16 protein-coding genes and 1 other annotated feature (1 of these 17 running past the window's edge) are annotated in these 18,799 nt (G+C 37.3%); of the genes, 6 read left to right on the top strand and 10 right to left on the bottom strand.

Annotated elements, in window-relative coordinates:
* Positions 1-32, bottom strand: a binding site (T-box leader) (it extends 174 nt beyond the left edge of the window).
* A 140-nt stretch (positions 33-172) separates the two neighbouring features.
* From CEF18_RS01480 to CEF18_RS01465, 4 genes are all read left to right on the top strand, one after another.
* The gene (locus tag CEF18_RS01480; RefSeq protein WP_110934834.1) at positions 173-3,271 is read left to right on the top strand and encodes a transglycosylase domain-containing protein; all 3,099 of its coding nucleotides are present in this window, start codon (positions 173-175) and stop codon (positions 3,269-3,271) included.
* A 368-nt stretch (positions 3,272-3,639) separates the two neighbouring features.
* Positions 3,640-4,275, top strand: a complete 636-nt coding sequence (locus CEF18_RS01475; RefSeq protein WP_110934833.1) for a GNAT family N-acetyltransferase — start codon at positions 3,640-3,642, stop codon at positions 4,273-4,275.
* Positions 4,276-4,326: 51 nt separating this feature from the next.
* Positions 4,327-4,971, top strand: coding sequence for a CBS and ACT domain-containing protein (locus CEF18_RS01470; RefSeq protein ID WP_110934832.1), 645 nt, complete (start codon positions 4,327-4,329; stop codon positions 4,969-4,971).
* The gene (locus CEF18_RS01465) at positions 4,968-6,146 is read left to right on the top strand and encodes an acetoin utilization protein AcuC (RefSeq protein WP_110934831.1); all 1,179 of its coding nucleotides are present in this window, start codon (positions 4,968-4,970) and stop codon (positions 6,144-6,146) included. The genes CEF18_RS01470 and CEF18_RS01465 overlap by 4 nt, the downstream gene beginning before the upstream one ends.
* A gap of 180 nt (positions 6,147-6,326) precedes the next feature.
* Here CEF18_RS01465 and motS read toward each other — a convergent pair whose 3' ends face one another.
* From motS to CEF18_RS01445, 4 genes are all read right to left on the bottom strand, one after another.
* Positions 6,327-7,118: a flagellar motor protein MotS gene (gene motS / locus CEF18_RS01460; RefSeq protein ID WP_110934830.1), complete on the bottom strand. Its 792-nt coding sequence runs from the start codon at positions 7,116-7,118 to the stop codon at positions 6,327-6,329.
* The gene (gene motP / locus CEF18_RS01455; RefSeq protein ID WP_110934829.1) at positions 7,111-7,920 is read right to left on the bottom strand and encodes a flagellar motor protein MotP; all 810 of its coding nucleotides are present in this window, start codon (positions 7,918-7,920) and stop codon (positions 7,111-7,113) included. The genes motS and motP overlap by 8 nt, the downstream gene beginning before the upstream one ends.
* A gap of 163 nt (positions 7,921-8,083) precedes the next feature.
* A complete protein-coding gene (gene ccpA, locus CEF18_RS01450) occupies positions 8,084-9,097 on the bottom strand; it encodes a catabolite control protein A (RefSeq protein WP_110934828.1) in 1,014 nt (337 codons plus the stop codon).
* A gap of 544 nt (positions 9,098-9,641) precedes the next feature.
* Entirely contained in the window at positions 9,642-10,736 is a 1,095-nt protein-coding gene (locus tag CEF18_RS01445; RefSeq protein ID WP_110934827.1) for a bifunctional 3-deoxy-7-phosphoheptulonate synthase/chorismate mutase, read from the bottom strand.
* A gap of 355 nt (positions 10,737-11,091) precedes the next feature.
* Between CEF18_RS01445 and CEF18_RS01440 the strand changes: the two genes are divergently transcribed.
* The gene (locus tag CEF18_RS01440; protein ID WP_110934826.1) at positions 11,092-13,257 is read left to right on the top strand and encodes a cell division FtsA domain-containing protein; all 2,166 of its coding nucleotides are present in this window, start codon (positions 11,092-11,094) and stop codon (positions 13,255-13,257) included.
* Between the two features lie 86 nt (positions 13,258-13,343).
* Here the strand turns inward: CEF18_RS01440 and ytxJ are convergent, their stop codons facing one another.
* The 5 genes from ytxJ to CEF18_RS01415 form a co-directional block, all read right to left on the bottom strand.
* The gene (gene ytxJ / locus CEF18_RS01435; protein ID WP_110934825.1) at positions 13,344-13,679 is read right to left on the bottom strand and encodes a bacillithiol system redox-active protein YtxJ; all 336 of its coding nucleotides are present in this window, start codon (positions 13,677-13,679) and stop codon (positions 13,344-13,346) included.
* A 24-nt stretch (positions 13,680-13,703) separates the two neighbouring features.
* Positions 13,704-14,177, bottom strand: coding sequence for a YtxH domain-containing protein (locus CEF18_RS01430; protein ID WP_110934824.1), 474 nt, complete (start codon positions 14,175-14,177; stop codon positions 13,704-13,706).
* Between the two features lie 31 nt (positions 14,178-14,208).
* A complete protein-coding gene (locus CEF18_RS01425; protein ID WP_110934823.1) occupies positions 14,209-14,667 on the bottom strand; it encodes a DUF948 domain-containing protein in 459 nt (152 codons plus the stop codon).
* Positions 14,668-15,280: 613 nt separating this feature from the next.
* Positions 15,281-15,583 carry a spore coat protein gene (locus CEF18_RS01420; RefSeq protein ID WP_110934822.1) on the bottom strand — a complete coding sequence of 101 codons (303 nt, stop codon included), beginning with the start codon at positions 15,581-15,583 and terminating at the stop codon, positions 15,281-15,283.
* Positions 15,584-15,630: 47 nt separating this feature from the next.
* Entirely contained in the window at positions 15,631-15,834 is a 204-nt protein-coding gene (locus tag CEF18_RS01415; RefSeq protein ID WP_110934821.1) for a YvdQ family spore coat protein, read from the bottom strand.
* A gap of 185 nt (positions 15,835-16,019) precedes the next feature.
* Between CEF18_RS01415 and CEF18_RS01410 the strand changes: the two genes are divergently transcribed.
* Positions 16,020-17,165, top strand: coding sequence for a polysaccharide deacetylase family protein (locus tag CEF18_RS01410; RefSeq protein ID WP_183041086.1), 1,146 nt, complete (start codon positions 16,020-16,022; stop codon positions 17,163-17,165).
* A 207-nt stretch (positions 17,166-17,372) separates the two neighbouring features.
* Here CEF18_RS01410 and murC read toward each other — a convergent pair whose 3' ends face one another.
* Positions 17,373-18,677 carry a UDP-N-acetylmuramate--L-alanine ligase gene (murC, locus tag CEF18_RS01405; protein ID WP_110937553.1) on the bottom strand — a complete coding sequence of 435 codons (1,305 nt, stop codon included), beginning with the start codon at positions 18,675-18,677 and terminating at the stop codon, positions 17,373-17,375.
* Positions 18,678-18,799: the final 122 nt, after the last annotated feature.

Here is an 18,799-nt window from a genome sequence, read left to right as displayed (position 1 = left end):
ATTAACTACTAGGTCCTCTTCATTGAATGCAAGTATCATATTGATATGTTTATTATTTTTACCACAATATCACAGACTAAGTCAATAAAAACATAAAACTTATTTCGTTTACTTATACTTATCAATTAACTAATATGCTATAATATGATTGACTTTTTAGGAGGTATGAACGATGAGTGAAGACCGATTTTCGTTAAAAAAACTCTTTCAACGGAAAGAGCCGAGATATGTATTAAAAGGTGTCCGAGTAACATCTAATGTATTCTGGAACTTATTCTTAATTATTGCGATCCTGGGCATAGTTGGTGCAGCATTTGCCGGTGGCGCTGGTGCTGGATACTTCGCTTCATTGGTTCAAGACGAACCTATACAAAGCTTTGAACAAATGGAACAAAGCATTTACGACTATGAAGAAGCAACTGAAATATACTTTGCTGGTGAAGAATACTTGGGTGATATGCCAAGTCCACTGGAAAGACGTGAAGTAGATTTGGAGGATATTTCTCCTCATTTAATCGATGCTGTTATCGCTACGGAAGACGAATATTTTTTCGAACATAATGGAATCGTTCCGAAAGCACTATTTCGTGCTGTTTATCAAGATTTTTCAAACGCATCCACGCAAACAGGTGGTAGTACTTTAACCCAACAGTTAATTAAAAATCAGTTGCTTACTAGTGAAGTAACACATGATCGCAAAGCTATTGAAATTCTGTTGGCTCTGCGAACAGAAAATTTCTTTGCAAAAGAAGACATTCTTGAAGCATATTTAAATATTGTGCCATTTGGCCGAGATGCTTCAGGTCAACAAATTGCTGGTGCTCAATCAGCCGCACAAGGAATCTTTGGAGTGGATGCTTCTGATTTAAATATCCCACAAGCAGCATTTATCGCGGGGTTACCTCAAAGTCCTTTTGCTTATACACCGTTTACCGGAGATGGCGAAGTAAAGGAAGATTTTGAAGCTGCTTTAAATAGAATGGATATCGTTTTAAACAGCATGCTTTCCAAAGGTTATATTTCAGAGGAAGAATTAAAAGAAGCAAATGACTACGATTTCCGGGCGAATTTCACTGAACCTGAACCTAGCAGCTATGAGGCATACCCATTCATTACTGATGAGGTTCGTAATCGGGCAGTAGATAAGTTAGCTATTGTTTTGATGGAAGAAGATGACATTGATCTTAGCGAAATTGAGGATGAATCCCGAGTCCAACTATTAGAAAACAGGTATGCAGAAGAAGCTGCGAAAGCTCTTCAACGAAATGGATATAGAATCCATACTACTATTAATAAAGAGATTTACGATGCGCAGCAGCAAGCAGTTGCTGATTATGAATACTTTGTGGATCGAACAGAAGAAGTCACTTCTGAGGATGGAGAAACAGAAGAAGTTTCTATCTTAGAAGAGACAGGTTCTGTTTTAATAGATAATAAAACAGGGGCAATTATCAGTTTTGTTGCTGGTCGGGATTATGACGTTCAAAACTACAGTCACGCTACTCAATCAATACGGCACACTGGATCGACAATGAAACCGTTATTGACCTATGCCCTTGGTTTTGAAACAGGTTCGTTACAACCTGCCTTCATCACTCCTGATACTCCTTTTGAATACAGACATGCCGGGAAAACTGTTAATAACTTTGATTTCAGGCACTCAGGGTTAATCACTGCTAGAGAAGCCCTTGTGAGATCAAGAAACGTCCCTGCCGTTAGAGAGTTTTATGATGTTGATTATGAAACAGCACAACAAGCAATGTTTAACTACGGTTTTGAAGATTTTATGGCCCTAGGAGAACCATTTGAAGGCACACCTCTTGGGACATTAGGTTTATCCACTGAAGCGAATACAAGTGCGTTCTCAACGTTTGCTAATGATGGAAAACGACTCGAGAGCCATATTATTGACAGAATAGAAACCGCTGATGGTGACGTTGTCTTTGAACAAGAGCAAAATGAAGTGGAAGTAATTTCACCACAAGCAAGCTATCTTACTCTCGACGTTATGCGCGATGTTTTGAAATCTCCGGGTACCGGTTCAGCTGTTCCGGGATATTTAAACTTTAGTGCAGACTGGGCGGGAAAAACAGGTACTACACAAGATGTTAAAGATGCCTGGTTTGTAGCTTTAAATCCTAATGTTACACAAGGTATTTGGCTAGGCTATGATGACAGTACCCCTATTGATCAACAAGCTTATGGTCTAAGCTATGGACAGCGCACACAAAAGCTTTGGGCTGCCCTTGCTAATGCTGCCCATGAGGTTGATCCTGATCTAATGGCACCTGAGGAGAGTTTTGAGTCTCCTGGTGGGATTGTCAGTGCAACTATTTGCGGTCTATCAGGCAAGCTTGCATCTGATTTATGTCGCGAGGCTGGATTTGTTACAACAGACATATTTGATTCAAGGTATGTTCCAACAGAAACAGATGACAGTTTACAGCGAGTTGATTACGTAACTGTAGCTGGCGGGGTCTATAAAGCACTTGATTCTACGCCAAATGAATTTACAAAAAGTGGCGTATCCATTGATGAAGACTCTTTCGACTTTGCTGAAGATGGTGATATTTCGGAATATATACCAGATGACTGGAATAATCTTGTTCCTGATCGTGAGGCTCCTAATAATGGGAAAACACCAGGTTCGCTGCAATCCGTATCATCTTCAAATGGGAATGTTTCATGGAATAACCATCCTGATGGAGATGTTGTCGGCTATCGCATCTACTACTCTGCTGAAGAGGGCTCTAGTTTTACCAAAGTAGGCAGTGTTCGTTGGGATGAGAGTAACAGCTACTCAGGAAGCCAAGGTGCTTACTATGTGACTGCCGTAGACTCTGCTGGTAGAGAATCTTCCAGAAGCGCAGAAGTCATCATGGGCACATACAGTGCTCCAGAACCTGTGGAAGAAGAAGTGCCTGAAGAAAATAACCAAGACGAAGGTCAAGATAATAATGATAGCAATGCCAATGATAATGCAAATAATAATACAGATAACAATAACAGTGCACCAGATGCAGAAAATGAAAACAATCAACAAGAACCGGAACCTGATCCTGAGCCTGAGCCTGAACCTGAACAACCTGAAGGTAACAATAATGTTAATAACTCTGAAAATAACAACTCTAATGCTACTCCAGAAGAAGAAGAAGAAGATGAGACTAGTAATGAGGTTCAATCCAATGATAACGAAAGTGCTAATAACAATGGCAGTAACAACAATAGTAATTCAAACACCAGTAACAATGCTAACAGCACAGGAAATTGAATTAAGAACGTAGGTTACATTTTTGACACCAGAAGAACAGAAAAGGCACTGAAAAGTCGATATTACTTTTTCAGTGTCCTTTTCTTTTGATTGTTTTAATTACAAAAGAACAGAAAGGCGCTTTAGTTCGCTTTCGGCCCGTGCTCTCTCTCCATGGGAAGCGTTTCAGCCTCTTCGAATGAAGACCGTTTGATCCTTTTCCTGCATGCATCGTCGCCGCCTTTCGCTTCTTTTAGTACTCCACAAGTCACACCAATAATGAATTAGTTCACCTATATGATATCCCTTGGCATTTCCTCAAAAAGATAGGGTTATGGTATAGTAAAAGAAAGGTTACAATTCGTAAATGCCTGAAGGGTGAGATGGCTATGAAACACAAAAAGCGACATCATTCACTAACTATTCAAACGAAAGATGGGAATGAGATAGTGATTGAAGGCCCAATAACAAAAGAACGTCTAAATGACAGCGCTTTCGACGATAACCTAGTTGCTTTTAGACCTCCTAAACAACAGAAAGTTGCCTTGCTGAAGGTTGCAGAACTCGAAGAAAGTCGAATTATTATTGCTCGTGATGGAGATACAATTGTCGGATATGCCATTTTTCTGTATCCGGATCCGTTAGAAAGATGGTCAGAAGTCAAGTTGGACAATTTACTAGAGTTAGGTGCGATCGAAGTTTCAAATAAATACCGTGGTTATCAGCTAGCCAAAAATTTATTAAAAGTGTCTATGTCAGATGATGCTGTTGAAGACTATATTATAATCACAACCGAATATTATTGGCATTGGGACCTTAGAGGCACCGGACTATCTATATGGGATTATCGAAAAGTAATGGAAAAAGTCATGAATACCGGCGGATTGGAATGGTATGCCACGGACGATCCCGAAATATGTTCTCACCCCGCTAACTGTTTGATGGCAAGAATCGGCAAGAGAGTTGGTCCTGACGCAGTTCATGAGTTTAATAGGGTTCGATTTAAACACAAATATATGTTTTGATGCCAAAGTAATTTTAACTTGCTTATCTTTTATGAGAGGAATGAATTTCTTTTGAACCTACATCACATTATGAAAAAAGAAGTTATATCAGCTGATCCGACTATGCCTGTTTACAAAGCCATAGAACTGATGGATAAAAATCGAATTCGACATTTACCTATTATAGATGAAAATTCTTACCTTATAGGAATCATTTCAGATAGAGACCTTCGTGATGTGAAGCCATCAATTTTTGAAAATAACAATGAGAAATTTCATAATCTACCGGTTTCTAAAGTAATGATCACAGATGTGATTACAGCAATGCCGGATGATTTTGTAGAAGAAGCTGCTCACACGATGATAGAAAATAAGATTAGCTGTCTTCCGGTTGAAACAGATGTGAAACTCGAAGGTATTATATCAGAGACTGATCTTTTGCATACCCTGGTTCGTCTCACAGGAGCAAATTTGCCTACATCCAGATTGGAAGTAGAAGTACCAAATGAAACTGGTAAATTAGCAGAAGTTTCTTCAATTATTAGTGATCATCAGCTAAATATTCAAAGTGCTCTCGTCTATCAATCTTTTGAAACGAACGAAAAAAAAATACTCGTATTTCGCATTCAAAGTTTGAATATGCGACCCCTTCTCAACACATTGAAAAAGAAGAGGTATGAAGTAATCTGGCCTGTAGATTTGGAGATGAAAGTATGAAAGAAGAAGCAGCATTTATTTTTTCACCGGAGCAATTAAAATATAAATTTCATCAAGATCATCCGTTTAATCAGGACCGATTATCTATTACAAATGACCTTCTGTTTAAAATCGGTGCGTTAAACCCTTCAACGATTATTCCCGCTAGAATGGCTACCTTAGATGAGCTATTATTGGTACATGATGAAGACTATGTACAGGCTGTTGTTGGTGCTAGTGAGGGACAATTTCGCTCTTCATACCGAACAACATATGGAATAGGTACCGAGGATACTCCTGTATTTCCGCAAATGCACGATGCGGCAGCGTGGTTAGTAGGAGGAACATTAGAGGCTGTTGATCAAGTATTTACCAATGGTTATAAACATGCATTAAATTTAGGTGGCGGCCTTCACCATGGATTTCGTGGAAAGGCGTCTGGATTTTGTATTTATAATGATAGTTCTGTTGCGATAGAGTATATTCGAAAAAAATATGATGCTAGAGTTCTGTATATCGACACTGATGCCCATCACGGTGACGGCGTCCAATGGGCTTTCTATAATGATCCTGATGTGTGCACATTATCCTTTCACGAAAGTGGCAGGTTTCTTTTCCCTGGTACTGGACACGTAAATGAACGAGGTCATGGAGAAGGTTTAGGGTACTCTTTTAATGTACCTTTTGAAGCATTTACTGAGGATGAATCTTGGTTGTTAGCTTATAAAGCGGCAATAAGAGAGGTCATCGCTTATTTTAAACCGGATGTCATTCTGACTCAAAACGGAGCGGATGCTCACTATTACGACCCATTGACTCATCTTTGCGGGACGATGAAAATGTTTCAGGAAATACCAAAAATTGCACATGAACTTGCACATGAGTATTGCGATGGCAAATGGATTGCTGTTGGCGGTGGCGGTTATGATATATGGCGAGTCGTGCCAAGGGCTTGGTCTCATCTATGGTTAGAAATGACGGAACAAACGGACAAGACTTTTCAGTCCATTCCATCCTCTTGGATCAGCCAATGGGAAAAAGAAGCTCCCGTAAAATTACCTGAGGAATGGCATGACTCTGAAGGAATATACCCGGATATTCCCAGACAGAAAGAAATCATAGAAAAAAATGAACGCATGCTCTTGAAAGCTCTTAAACCGATTTTTGACAAACAAAATATTTACAAAAACTCTTAAGTATCTGCAACTTGGACATTTAATACAGCGTGATCTTTCACCACCCCGAGGAGTTTGGCTGAAGTCGTTGCCGCGGAAAGCAGCCTCCTAGAGTGGATTCGAGCCTCTCTGTTCGATTGAAAACACCAAGCTGAAAATGGAACAAATAAAAAAAGCTTAGAAGTTTTCTAAGCTTTTTTATTAATATAGGTCTTCATCACCATAATTTGGGTCTGAAATGACAATCACAATTCGACGATTTTGTTGTAAGTTATCGACTGTTGTATTAGGTACTACTGGACGAGTATCTCCATAGCCAACTGCTAAGAATCTCTCAGGCGCTAAGGACTCACTATCTACTAGATAGCGAATAATACTACTTGCCCGGGCTCCTGACAATTCCCAGTTCGAAGGGAACTGCGCTGTACTAATAGGTCGACTGTCTGTATGTCCTTCTACTTTCACCATATTAGGTATCGTATCAAGAAGCGTTCCGACCTTATCCAAAAACGGATAAGCATCGGGAATTATTTCCGCCGCTGCACTCTCAAACAATGCTTGTTCTTGGAGAACAAGAACTACTCCTCGATCATCTCTTGAAGCCGAAATTTCCTCAGTTAACTCATTCACTTCTAAAAATTCATTAACATCATCCATAAGATTATCTAATTCCTGATTCATTTTTTCTTCATCTTCGTCTATATAAGCTTCAAATGGATCTGTTGTTTCTTCAAATGGATCTGGTGATTCATCTGTATCGTCATTCACTTCCGCATTATCAGAAGGATTTTCAAAAGGAATAACAGACGGAAAACCATCAAACACTGCTCTATCCTGAAATGATTCTGCTATCGCTCGAAACTTGTTGGCATCTACTACAGACATCGAAAATAACATAATAAAAAAAACAAGAATTAATGTCATTAAGTCTGAAAAGGTGACCATCCATTTTGGAGCACCTTTGTCTTCTCGGGATTGAGGTCGCCTATTCATTTAATACAGGCTCCTCTATATCTTCCTCTTTCTTTCCTTTCATATGGTTTGGAAGGAAAGCACTAAGCTTCTCTTGAAGAATTTTAGGATTTTGACCAGACTGAACCCCAATAACACCTTCAACAACAATTTGTTTAATAAATACTTCTTCTTCCGTGCTCATTGCCAGTTTATTAGCCATAGGTATGAATACTAAGTTTGCTAAAAGACTACCATAGAGCGTTGTCAATAAAGCAACTGCCATATTTGGACCAAGAGTTGTTGGATCATTTAAGTTTTGAAGCATAAGTACTAAACCGACTAATGTACCAATCATTCCCCAAGCAGGTGCATACTCGCCTGCTTTTTCAAGGATATTACGCCCCTTGCGGTGACGTTCCTCCATAGCAACTACTTCAGCCATCATAATATCTTTAATGATATCGGGTTCAATACCGTCTACTGCAAGAAGTACTCCCTTCTCAATGAAAGGGTCCTGTACATCCTCTAATCCAGCTTCAAGCGCTAAAAGTCCTTCACGCCTTGCTATCCCGGATAAATTTACAAAAGTATCAATTAGATCTTGTAAATTTTGATTCTTACTCTGAAATGCTTCTTTCATCACTTTTGGTAAAAGGCGTAAATCAGCAAGAGAGAAGTTAATTAAAATCGCACCTGATAAACCACCAAATACAACCAGTATAGAAGCAATTTGCACAAAATCAAGGATCGATCCGCCACCCGTATTGGAGTATACAGCTAACAAAACAGCTGTTATCCCAATAAAAATTCCAATTGGAGTTAATATATCTAATTTTTTCATAAACCTCACCCTAACCCTACATGATGTCTCTTATTAACCCCATTAAGAAGATAATCAAATGTCCGGAAAATCATGTTATGTGAATACTTCTTACTACTTTTTTCACACTTTTAATGGACCGAATTCCTTTTTATAATAAAATAATTTCAAGAAAACGATTCCCTTAGTCGTTTTCCTGAAAGGAAGTCGAATGCCGCTCTTCTAAACGATGGGGCAATAGCACGACACTATCTGATACTTCTTCTTTATTCATCAACTTTGTTAATAAACGCATGGATACTGCACCAATATCATACATTGGCTGTACTACTGTTGTTAATGTCGGACGAACCATCGTAGCTAGCCTTGTATTATCAAAACCGATGATTTCAAAATCCTCAGGGATCTTATAACCAGCATCCTGAGCCCCATGAATAAGTCCTAATGCCATTTCATCGGTAGATGCGAAAATTGCCGATGGCTTGTCCGCTAATTTCAAATAGGTTTCCATTGCTTCTAATCCCGAGTCATACGTGTAATCTCCAATTACAACGAAATCATCATTCATTTCAATATCAGCTTCCAAAAGTGCTTCCTTGTATCCTGCAAACTTCAAGTACCCGTTAATCGGATCTTCCAACGTACCAGTTAACATTGCAATTTTTTCATGACCATGATCAATAAAATATTTAACTGCATCATATGCTGCCTGCTTATAGTCAATATTAACTGATGGAAATTCTTTTTTATCATCAATTGTAGCTGATAAAACGATAGGTGCTGGAGATTTTTTAAACGTATCTACATGATCTGCAGTAATTTCGCCACCCATAAATACAATACCATCTACTTGCTTTTCCAATAATGTATTTATAAGATGAATTTCTTTCTCCTTATTCTGATCTGAGTTACATAGAATGATATTGTATTTGTACATAGTAGCAATATCCTCAATACCTCGGGCTAATTCAGAGAAAAAGATACTTGAAATATCCGGGATGATAACACCGACTGTTGTTGTTTTTTTACTAGCAAGACCTCTTGCTACAGCATTTGGTCGATATCCTAAACGATCTATGGCTTCCAGTACTCTTTTCCGAGTAGTTGGTTTCACGTTCGGGTTTCCGTTTACTACTCTGGATACGGTTGCCATTGATACACTTGCTTCTCTTGCTACATCATAAATGGTAATATTCATAAATTGCTCCTCCTTGGGATCTTACATATTATGGCTTTCATTTTTTCATAACTTAATGCTATGATACGACACTTTTCGGAGGCACGCAAATTCTTTCATTATATCGACATGCACACCTGTTATGTTTATAAGTATCTACCAAATTCTTAATCAATAACCGGATTTGACGGATAAATATCCCTTTATTTGGATGATACACGATTCATTCTCCGCTTTTCATAAAATAATATTACCATTTACTCAAAAGAAGAGCACTGGAAAAGTTAATTTTACTTTTTCAGTGCTCTTCCCTTTTAATTATGAAAGATAATGGCTCTGTATCATTTATCCACTTACAAAAAGGAGCGACTTAGCTCATTGCTCGAAAAGAATGCCTCATAAGATCTTATTGACCTTTTGAGGCATCCTTTTTAAAGAGATATTTTATAAATTGACAGCTATCTTTACGCCACAAGTGACAAGGGAAATCCATCCTTGACACTTAAATGATGGTGGCGAAAGATCACGCTGTATTTAACAAAAGACGCTTTGCGTTTTTCTTAATTTATTTTACTGCTGTTTTTTCTCGCTTATAAAGTCCGGATTTCTCTAAGTTATCCATAAACTCATGGAATTGTGGAATATCCATCTGTTGTGCTGAATCTGATAAAGCAACCGCTGGATCTGGATGAACTTCTGTCATTACGCCATCTGCACCAACTGCCAAAGCTGCTTTTGCAGTAGGGAATAATAAATCACGGCGTCCTGTTGAGTGTGTCACATCTACAAATACTGGTAAGTGAGTTTCTTGTTTAAGAATTGGCACTGCTGAAATATCTAATGTGTTTCTAGTTGCTGTTTCATAAGTTCTTATACCACGTTCACAAAGGATGATATTGCTGTTTCCTTTCGAAGCGATGTACTCAGCAGCATTGATGAATTCCGCAATAGTTGCTGAAAGCCCACGTTTTAATAAGATTGGTTTATTCACACTGCCTGCTGCCTTAAGTAACTCAAAATTTTGCATGTTACGTGCACCAATTTGAATAACATCGAGGTAATCTACTGCTGTTTCAATATCATGTGGAGTAACAATTTCACTAATTACTGCAAGATCATGCTTATCTCCAATTTGTTTTAATATCTTCAAACCTTCTAATCCAAGACCTTGGAAGTCATATGGCGAAGTACGGGGTTTAAATGCTCCACCACGTAAGAATCTAATTCCTTCTTTTTTGATTGCTTTTGCTACTTCGTCTACTTGCTCATAACTTTCCACAGAACATGGTCCCACAATAAAACGTTGCTGACCATTTCCTACTTCTTCACCTTTGATAGTAACGATAGTATCTTCTGGCTTCTTTTTACGCGATACTAGCATTGCCTTTGAGTGATCATCTTCTTGAAGCTCTAGACTAGCTTTGAAAATTTCCTTGAAAATATGTTGAAGGGTAGTTGTTTCAAATGGACCCTCATTTTTTTCAGCAATATAATTTAACATTTTTCGTTCTCTCACCGGATCAAATCGGTTAAGTCCTTGTGAACCTTTAACCTTACCGATTTCTTGAGCGATACTGGCCCTCTCATTAATTAACTCTAACAGTTGATCATTAATTCCATCCAACTGTGTTCTCAACTCTTCCAATTGTTCATTTCCCATATTAAAAATCTCCTCTCTTTGCACAAAGTCCTCTAGTAAGTATTTCAAATTTCTTTCTCTTTGAATTCTCTTCTAATGACTTTTTTTATTGTAGCCCCATTATATATGATAAATTGTAAAATGTCATCATTTTTCCTTTATTAGATAACCGCTTTTAAGCGCTAAAGCGTTTGAAGGTTAATCTACCGCTATTTATCTCAGAAATTTTTTTTTGATAATGTTCAATTAAGCACTAGAAAACTGTTATAATTGCTAGTAAGAATAGTGAAAGCGTCTTAATAAATTTAGATATAGTTTCGGATAAAGTGCTATGTATCTTAATAACCATTTTTAAAATATAATGAGGTGAATGTAGATGAATGAATCGTCACCAGACTTGGTATTTGCCTTGGACATAGGTACCCGTTCCGTCGTTGGTCTCATTCTTGAAAAACGATTAAAAGGCTATCATGTACTCGATGTATATAGCCTAGAACACGAAGAGAGATCCATGCTTGATGGACAAATACATAATGTACTTGCCGTAGCCGAAGTCATTAGTCAGGTAAAAGAGTTTTTAGAAGGAAAATACGGTCTGTTAACTAAAGTATGTGTTGCTGCTGCCGGTAGATCTTTGAAAACAAAGCGTGCTTCGGAACAAATCGACATTAAAGGAAAAATAATTTTTGATAAGCCATCTATTTTACACTTGGAATTAAGTGCTGTTCAAAAAGCTCAATTTCAATTAGCCAATGAAACAAATGCATCAAATTATAAAGTTACTGACTACTGTGTGGGTTATTCTGTTATTGATTACCGTTTAGATAATGAACCAATAGGAAGTCTTGTCGACCAAAGAGGAGATACTGCCTCAGTCGAAGTAATTGCTACTTTTTTACCAAAAGTAGTCGTAGAATCCCTTATTTCTGCACTGCAAAGAACAAACTTAGAACTAGAAGCCCTTACATTAGAACCTATTGCAGCAATTAACGTATTAATCCCTCCGTCTATGCGACGATTAAACGTAGCGTTAGTTGATATTGGCGCAGGTACCTCAGATATTGCTATTACGGATTACGGAACAGTAACCGCTTATGGAATGGTTCCAACTGCAGGAGATGAGATAACGGAAGCACTAAGTGACCTGTACCTTTTGGACTTTCCAGATGCTGAAAAAATAAAAAGAGAATTATCCACGAAGGATGAAGTGGTTTTAACTGATATTTTAGGGATGGAAACCTATCATTCAAAGGATGACATAGTAGCTTCTATTGATAACTCTATTTATTCATTAGCAGAAAAAATTAGTGATGAAATATTAGCGTTAAACGGGAAAACTCCAAAAGCTGTCATGTTAGTCGGGGGAGGAAGTATGACTCCAGGACTTACTGACAAGATTGCAGAGCATCTGCAACTTCCAGCTAATAGAGTTGCTATCCGAGGAATCGACGCAATTAAAGGATTAACCTTTGAACATGAGTATGAAGCCACACCTGAACTTGTCACGCCAATCGGCATAGCCATTGCGGCAAAAGAAACACCTGTAGAATACATAAGCATTAAGGTAAATGACCAGCCGGTTCGATTATTCGACATTAAGAAATTAACAGTCGGGGATGGACTTTTATCTAGTGGTCAAGAACTTACAAAGCTTTTTGGAAAACCAGGAATGGCGATGATGATAAAGTTCAATGACAGGGTAGTTACGATACCTGGAGAACATGGTACGCCACCAATCCTAAGAAATAACGGTCAGGATACAGAACTTGATTCACCTTTAGTCCATGGTGATGTTATTGAAATACAAAAAGGAGCTAGTGGAAAAGATGCCACAGGAACCATTGAAGATTTATTGGATACGAAACAATTTCTAACCATTTATTACAATGGAGATCAGGTAAATATACCATTTATACTTTATAAAAATGGAGAAATAACGGATGTGCAAGAACCGTTAGCAGACCGTGACGTTATTGAATACGTTCCACCATCGTCAGTAAAAGATGTTATTACTTTTATCGAAAACAAGGAGCCTTCCTTTGATTCAGAAGGAATTCAGGTATTTCTCAATGACCAGGCTGTGACATTATTCGAAAATAAAACAACTATTTTCATAAATGATAAGGAAGCATCCTATACGACACCAATCAAAAATTCAGATTCCATCAAAATTAAAGAAGACATTCATGAAGATATTCTACTTAAAACAGCATTAGAAAAAGTATATGAACCAGCTAACAGAGAGATAATTGTCACGTTTAATAACCAACCTGTTCATTTGGAAAAAGATCTTTATGAGTGTTTCAGAGATAAAGAATTACTCACTGCTTACTCTCAATTACGACATGAAGATAAAATTACGGTCAGTAAAAAAGAAAGTGTCTCATTTATTTTCCAAGATGTATTTTCAAAAGTTCATATTGATCGATCCAATACAAAGAGTAAAAAACCTGTATTAGTAAGAAATAATAATGAAACAACCTTTTCTTCTGACATTCATCACGGGGATACCCTTGAACTAAATTGGGTAGACATCAATTAAAATTATTTTTAGTATTATGTTTGAGATAAAACTTGAAGAAGCCGATAATAAAAAGCACGAGGGGATTTAATCCCTCGTGCTTTTTATTATTTATTATCTGATACCGCTTTGTTCAAGGCATCTTTTTTTATGTGCCAATGCGAACTATGCCATGCTACTTTTCCTTTTTGAATCAGAAAAGCTTGCGGAGACTCATGCTTTATTTGAAAGTGATCAGCTACTTGATTTGATACATCCCTTAATTCCTGAACATTTAAATAATAAACAGGAAGAGCATCTTTCTCCTTCGTGTAAGACTCCATTTCTGAATAAGCTTCACTGCTGACAGGACAAGTAGTACTGTTTTTCATTAGAAAGAAAGTATCCGTTGTATCATAAAGTTGCGATAACTCCTCATTACTTTCAAGTTTTTTCATTTCCATATTGTAACTCCTCCTAGGGGAAGTCTAAGACTGCTGGTTTCTAGCTCGTTCTTTTTCTTCCACTTCTTTGACTAATTTCTCAACAGAAAGTTGTAAATCTTCTACTTCTTTCCTAACCGACGCTGCGATGTCTTCACCAATTCCATCCATATCATCCATAAGGTAATCTGCTGATTCCGTTAATTCTTCCATATCTCTTCGTACAGATTTTGAAAGTTTTTTTACTCTATCCATCAATTGAGAAGATTGATCAGATACACTTCTTGCAATACTTGTGGTACTTTCTTTTGCCGTAGAAGCCATTGAACTTCCTTTTTCCACTGCCTGGTTTGTCCAATCAGTCGTTTTATTTTTAGCTACTTTCGCTTGATCATTGATATTTTGACGCAACTCACTACCTGATTTTGGTGCATATAATAGCGCGGCAGATGCTCCTACAACTCCACCTATTAAAACCCCAATGAAAAAATCCTTTGTATTCATATTCTGCTCACTCATTGCCCATTCCCCCTCGTTCGTTTAATATTTTTTAAACATTATTTGAATCTGACTGAACTGATTCCGTTGTCTGCTTAGCATCCTTCTTTGCTTTCCATTTACTCCAAAATTCAAGCATAACATTTCCCCATTTTACTGCATTTGCAACTTGCTCTGAATTTTCATCTGCCTTTTGAGAAACCGTATTTGACATATTCTTAACAGAACGATTCATAGTTTGAAAAGAATCCCCAAGGTCTTTCGCAGCATTAAAAACAGAATTTAATGAATCTGACTTATACTGTAAATCATCTGCAAGCCGATTTGTTTTATGTAATAATTGCTCAGATTCTTTCCTTAAACCAATAACCTCTTCCCGTAACCCCTCTGCTGTTGCGGTTATGTTTTCAAACGATTTTTTCATGGATAAAAAGGTTTGAACTAAATAATAGACAAGTACTGCAAAGGCAACCGCTATAATTGCTAAACTTAAGTATAATAACCATTCCATGACCAACACCTCCTAAAATAAATTCTCTAAGTATTATTATAATTGTTCAAAAGACTTCATGCTAATTCATATTCCACAAAAAACGTCAAAGTCCTGCTTTTTACATACTAATTTTATGAAAAATCTCTAGTAGACGCTTAAAGAATATAGCTGATGTCCTATCTTTCACTTCCCTCTATGAGGATGAAATAAACCGAAGTTTACAAGAATATACACCTTGAAAACAATACGAAACTGAGGAAGTGAATACAGAACTAGAAGAACTCCAGTTTACCGCATGTAACTAAACTTATCAAAGGATAGTGGAAATAAAGTTATTAATTAGTAATACACGTAAAGTTACTATTAACACTTAAATAGTTAAGCTTTTTAAACTAAAACAAATATTAAAGCTAAAAGCAACACTAGAAACATAGATTATTAGCCATTTTTTTGTTAACTGTCTTTTCCCTTCAGAGCAGATATTTACTCAGACAATTAATTTTTGAAGCCTATTAAGCCGATGGATCCAATGAGACACGGGCATAATCGACACCATAGACTTCAAATAGACTCAACTGATGCAAGTGCGCTAGTGGGAGAATCCTTTTAGTTTATTCGTCTTGATATGTAGTTAAAGCTCGTCACTTTCAGAATCGGGATTCAAGTTGTTTTGCATTAGTTCCTGGACTTCTCCTATTTGCTCTTTGGAAGCGTATAGTGATTGATACCATCCTTTATCTTTCATCATCTCATATAACGAGTATTGGTTACTACTAGCATTTTCAAAACAATTTTGATAAATATTCCGCAACTCCTCGTGGCTTGTTTCCATCATTGTATTAGCGATACTCATACAACGTCCTTTCTCTATTTCCAGACAAAGATGAAGTACTTCACGATCCGTTAATCCCCGTCCTATCATGTTATTAGGCATTAGTGATTCCCCTTCCCCATTATTAAATGTTTACTCCATACTCTTTATCAATGAATATTTCCAGACCGATTAAAATACTGTGATATTTCTGCAACCTTTAACTGATGTTTCTCTGCCAGGTTCTCCAGCATATTGCTAATCTCTTCATCTTTACATTGAGAAGCAAACCAATTCATTGTTTTGGCGGTTATTTCTTCTGCTCGTACTTCATCTTCAATATAGCTTAATTCTTTTGTTGTTAATTTCGCCATTCTTTCCCCCCCTAAAATTTGCCTTCGTTATTATAGTTTGTAACCATCAGCAAACTTTTATCCGTTTCATAAAGGAGAGATTATTTTTTTCGTTTAATATGGATCTCTATTGTAATTATGGGTAAAAATACAAATGGTTGGCACACTAGAGAATGGACGAAATGGATGATAGGAGCTATCCCAATATGTATAATAATCAGCCGTTATTTTCGAACGCAATCATGCACATGATAAATAATCGAATACAAACCTCTCTTTTATTGCTAACTTTCTTCACTGTAATCTTTCCAGGACCTGTCGTTTATGCTCAAGAATCAGAAATAGTAAAAGGAACTATTTATGTTGACGATGTCGCCGTTGAAACAGAAATCATTTCAAAAGATGATCATATCATGGTGCCATCTTTATTTCTTAAGAATACAGGCGCCTCCGTCGATTGGTATCAAGATCACCAAAGTATGGCTTTTAATTTAAATTCAACACACGTTACCGTCTTGCCGGAAAAATCATTAATTAATGTGACTGATAGTGATCTTGAAACACAAAGTAAGACTTTACCTGTGATTCCAATTTATGTGGAGGGTCAATTATTCATACCATTAGAATGTGTAGCTGAAAGCCTGGGCCTTGAAGTGGTACATGATGAAGAGGATCATGTATCGATTCAAAACCCTGTAGAAAGGGAAACCGAACGAATTGGGTCAACTAACCCTAAGAACATGCAGGTAGCGTTAACTTTTGATGATGGTCCAGAGGCCACTTATACACCACAAATACTTGATATTCTTCAGGATAAAGAAATATCAGCTACTTTTTTTGTAGTGGGAAAGCAAGTAGAATTGTATCCGGAAATAATGAGAAGGATTGTAGATGAAGGTCATTCTTTAGGAAATCATTCTTATTCTCATGCTTCTTTTCCAAGCATCACCACAAGTCAGGTCTTTCAAGAGTTGAAAAAGACACAATTAGCTATTGAAAAAATAGTAGGAACGAAACCAAATCTGCTTCGTCCGCCTTATGGGGCGTTATCAAGAGGTGATGAAGAGTTAGCTAGTGAAAAAGGATTTCGTATCGTCACATGGTCTGTGGACACTCTAGATTGGACAGGAGCATCAGCGGATGAGATATTTTCGACCGTGTCAAAAGAAATTGAAGCAGGTGGAATAACCTTACAGCACAATAGTGATAGTAACCCAGGTAAATTAGATGGGACCATAGAAGCTCTTCCACGTATTATTGATGATCTTCAATCACGCGGTTATACTTTTGTCACTGTTGAATCACTGTTAGATGAGAAAAATCAAAACATCAAAAAAGAGAGCGATTTCTAAAAAAAGACACTGAGAAAAGTTTAAATTACTTTTTTCAGTGTCCTTCTATTAAAAGTTAAAAATTTATAAAATGGGCAACTACCTTCACACCGCAACTATCAAGGGAAACCCACCACCTTTCGATTAGCACCTACACACACTTCGTAGGTGCTAATCGGGGGTGGAAGCTGACGCTGTATTTAATAAAAGACGGCTTTGCCGTTTTTCTTACTTTGTCACCATTGTTTTTTCATAAGCCGTTTGGAACTTTTGTACATCACCAGCGCCCATGAAAATTAGGACAGCATCTGAATGCTTCTGTAGCTTTTCAATCGACTCTTCTTGTATTAATGAAGACTGGGGAATTTTCTCCTGAAGATCTTCTATAGACAACTTACCGTCTTTTTCCCTTGCGGAAGAAAAAATATCGCATAAGTAAACACGGTCTGCTTCAAGTAGACTCTGAGCAAAGTCATCAAGAAAAGCTTTTGTTCTCGAAAAAGTATGAGGTTGGAAAATAGCAACCACCTCTTTCGATGGATATTTTTTCTGCGCAGATTCAATCGTTGCCGAAATCTCAGTAGGATGATGCGCATAATCGTCAATTAAAATTTGATTCCCAAGTTTTTTCTCTGTAAACCGCCGTTTCACTCCACCAAAAGTCTTCAATTGTTCTTGCACTGTTTCTATCTCTATATCTTCATAATGGCATATTGAAATTACTGATAATGCATTTAAAACATGGTGGGAGCCATAGCCTGGAATCGTGAAAGACCCATATAAAGAATTTCGAACATAAACGTCAAAATGGGTTCCTAGATCATCTGATCGAACGTCTTTCGCATAGAAATCATTATCTTCGTTAAATCCGTAATAGACTACCGGTACTTGTGCATTAATGCCTTGTAAGTGTGAATCGTCTCCACATGCTATAATTGCCTTTTTCACTTGCATTGCCATCTGTTGAAAAGCATGAAAAACATCCTCTACATCCTTGAAATAATCAGGATGATCAAAATCAATATTTGTCATGATTGCATAATCAGGATGGTAATTTAGAAAATGACGACGATATTCACACGCCTCAAATACAAAATATTCACTGTTTTCTCTTCCCTTACCAGTTCCATCTCCAATTAGATAAGATGTCGGACGCGCCTCGCCCAGGACATGTGATAATAATCCGGTGGTCGATGTCTTTCCATGAGATCCTGTGACAGCAATACTCGTAAATTTTTGAATAAATTCCCCCAGAAAATGGGGGTAAAAATGAACAGGCACATCTTTTTCTGCTGCTGCTTGAATCTCAGCATTTGTTGAATTGTATGCCGGTGAGGCTATTAATGTTTGACCTACCTCAATGTTTTCCTTTTTAAAAGAATAGATAGGGATCCCTTTTTTCTCAAGAGGTTTTTGGGTAAAAAATACTTTATCCACATCTGATCCTTGAACGTCATACTTCATATCATTTAAAATTTGAGCCAGAGCGCTCATTCCAGAGCCTTTTATGCCAATAAAATGGTAAACAGTCATTTGTTGAACCTCCACGTTCCAATTAATATCTATTTGTGTTTGCATTCTCATGTCTTTCTTCATGATACTCCTATGCATCATTGAATTATGCCTCTTTTTATAGGCACAATTAATAATGTTAG

Source organism: Salipaludibacillus neizhouensis, assembly GCF_002886185.1.
Classification (GTDB): domain Bacteria; phylum Bacillota; class Bacilli; order Bacillales; family Salisediminibacteriaceae; genus Salipaludibacillus; species Salipaludibacillus neizhouensis.
The sequence above is the reverse complement of the archived record's forward strand: the minus strand, read 5'-3'. Positions and strand labels throughout refer to the sequence as shown.

Excerpts from the sequence above, each read along its gene's own strand:
- motS (WP_110934830.1), bottom strand. The coding sequence starts at position 7,118 with ATGAATAGGCGACCTCAATCCCGAGAAGACAAAGGTGCTCCAAAATGG.
- motP (WP_110934829.1), bottom strand. The coding sequence starts at position 7,920 with ATGAAAAAATTAGATATATTAACTCCAATTGGAATTTTTATTGGGATA.
- CEF18_RS01420 (WP_110934822.1), bottom strand. The coding sequence starts at position 15,583 with ATGCCTAATAACATGATAGGACGGGGATTAACGGATCGTGAAGTACTT.
- CEF18_RS01410 (WP_183041086.1), top strand. The coding sequence starts at position 16,020 with ATGTATAATAATCAGCCGTTATTTTCGAACGCAATCATGCACATGATA.
- CEF18_RS01480 (WP_110934834.1), top strand. The coding sequence starts at position 173 with ATGAGTGAAGACCGATTTTCGTTAAAAAAACTCTTTCAACGGAAAGAG.
- CEF18_RS01465 (WP_110934831.1), top strand. The coding sequence starts at position 4,968 with ATGAAAGAAGAAGCAGCATTTATTTTTTCACCGGAGCAATTAAAATAT.
- CEF18_RS01440 (WP_110934826.1), top strand. The coding sequence starts at position 11,092 with ATGAATGAATCGTCACCAGACTTGGTATTTGCCTTGGACATAGGTACC.
- ccpA (WP_110934828.1), bottom strand. The coding sequence starts at position 9,097 with ATGAATATTACCATTTATGATGTAGCAAGAGAAGCAAGTGTATCAATG.
- CEF18_RS01425 (WP_110934823.1), bottom strand. The coding sequence starts at position 14,667 with ATGGAATGGTTATTATACTTAAGTTTAGCAATTATAGCGGTTGCCTTT.
- CEF18_RS01415 (WP_110934821.1), bottom strand. The coding sequence starts at position 15,834 with ATGGCGAAATTAACAACAAAAGAATTAAGCTATATTGAAGATGAAGTA.
- murC (WP_110937553.1), bottom strand. The coding sequence starts at position 18,677 with ATGACTGTTTACCATTTTATTGGCATAAAAGGCTCTGGAATGAGCGCT.
- CEF18_RS01430 (WP_110934824.1), bottom strand. The coding sequence starts at position 14,177 with ATGAGTGAGCAGAATATGAATACAAAGGATTTTTTCATTGGGGTTTTA.
- CEF18_RS01475 (WP_110934833.1), top strand. The coding sequence starts at position 3,640 with ATGAAACACAAAAAGCGACATCATTCACTAACTATTCAAACGAAAGAT.
- CEF18_RS01445 (WP_110934827.1), bottom strand. The coding sequence starts at position 10,736 with ATGGGAAATGAACAATTGGAAGAGTTGAGAACACAGTTGGATGGAATT.
- ytxJ (WP_110934825.1), bottom strand. The coding sequence starts at position 13,679 with ATGGAAATGAAAAAACTTGAAAGTAATGAGGAGTTATCGCAACTTTAT.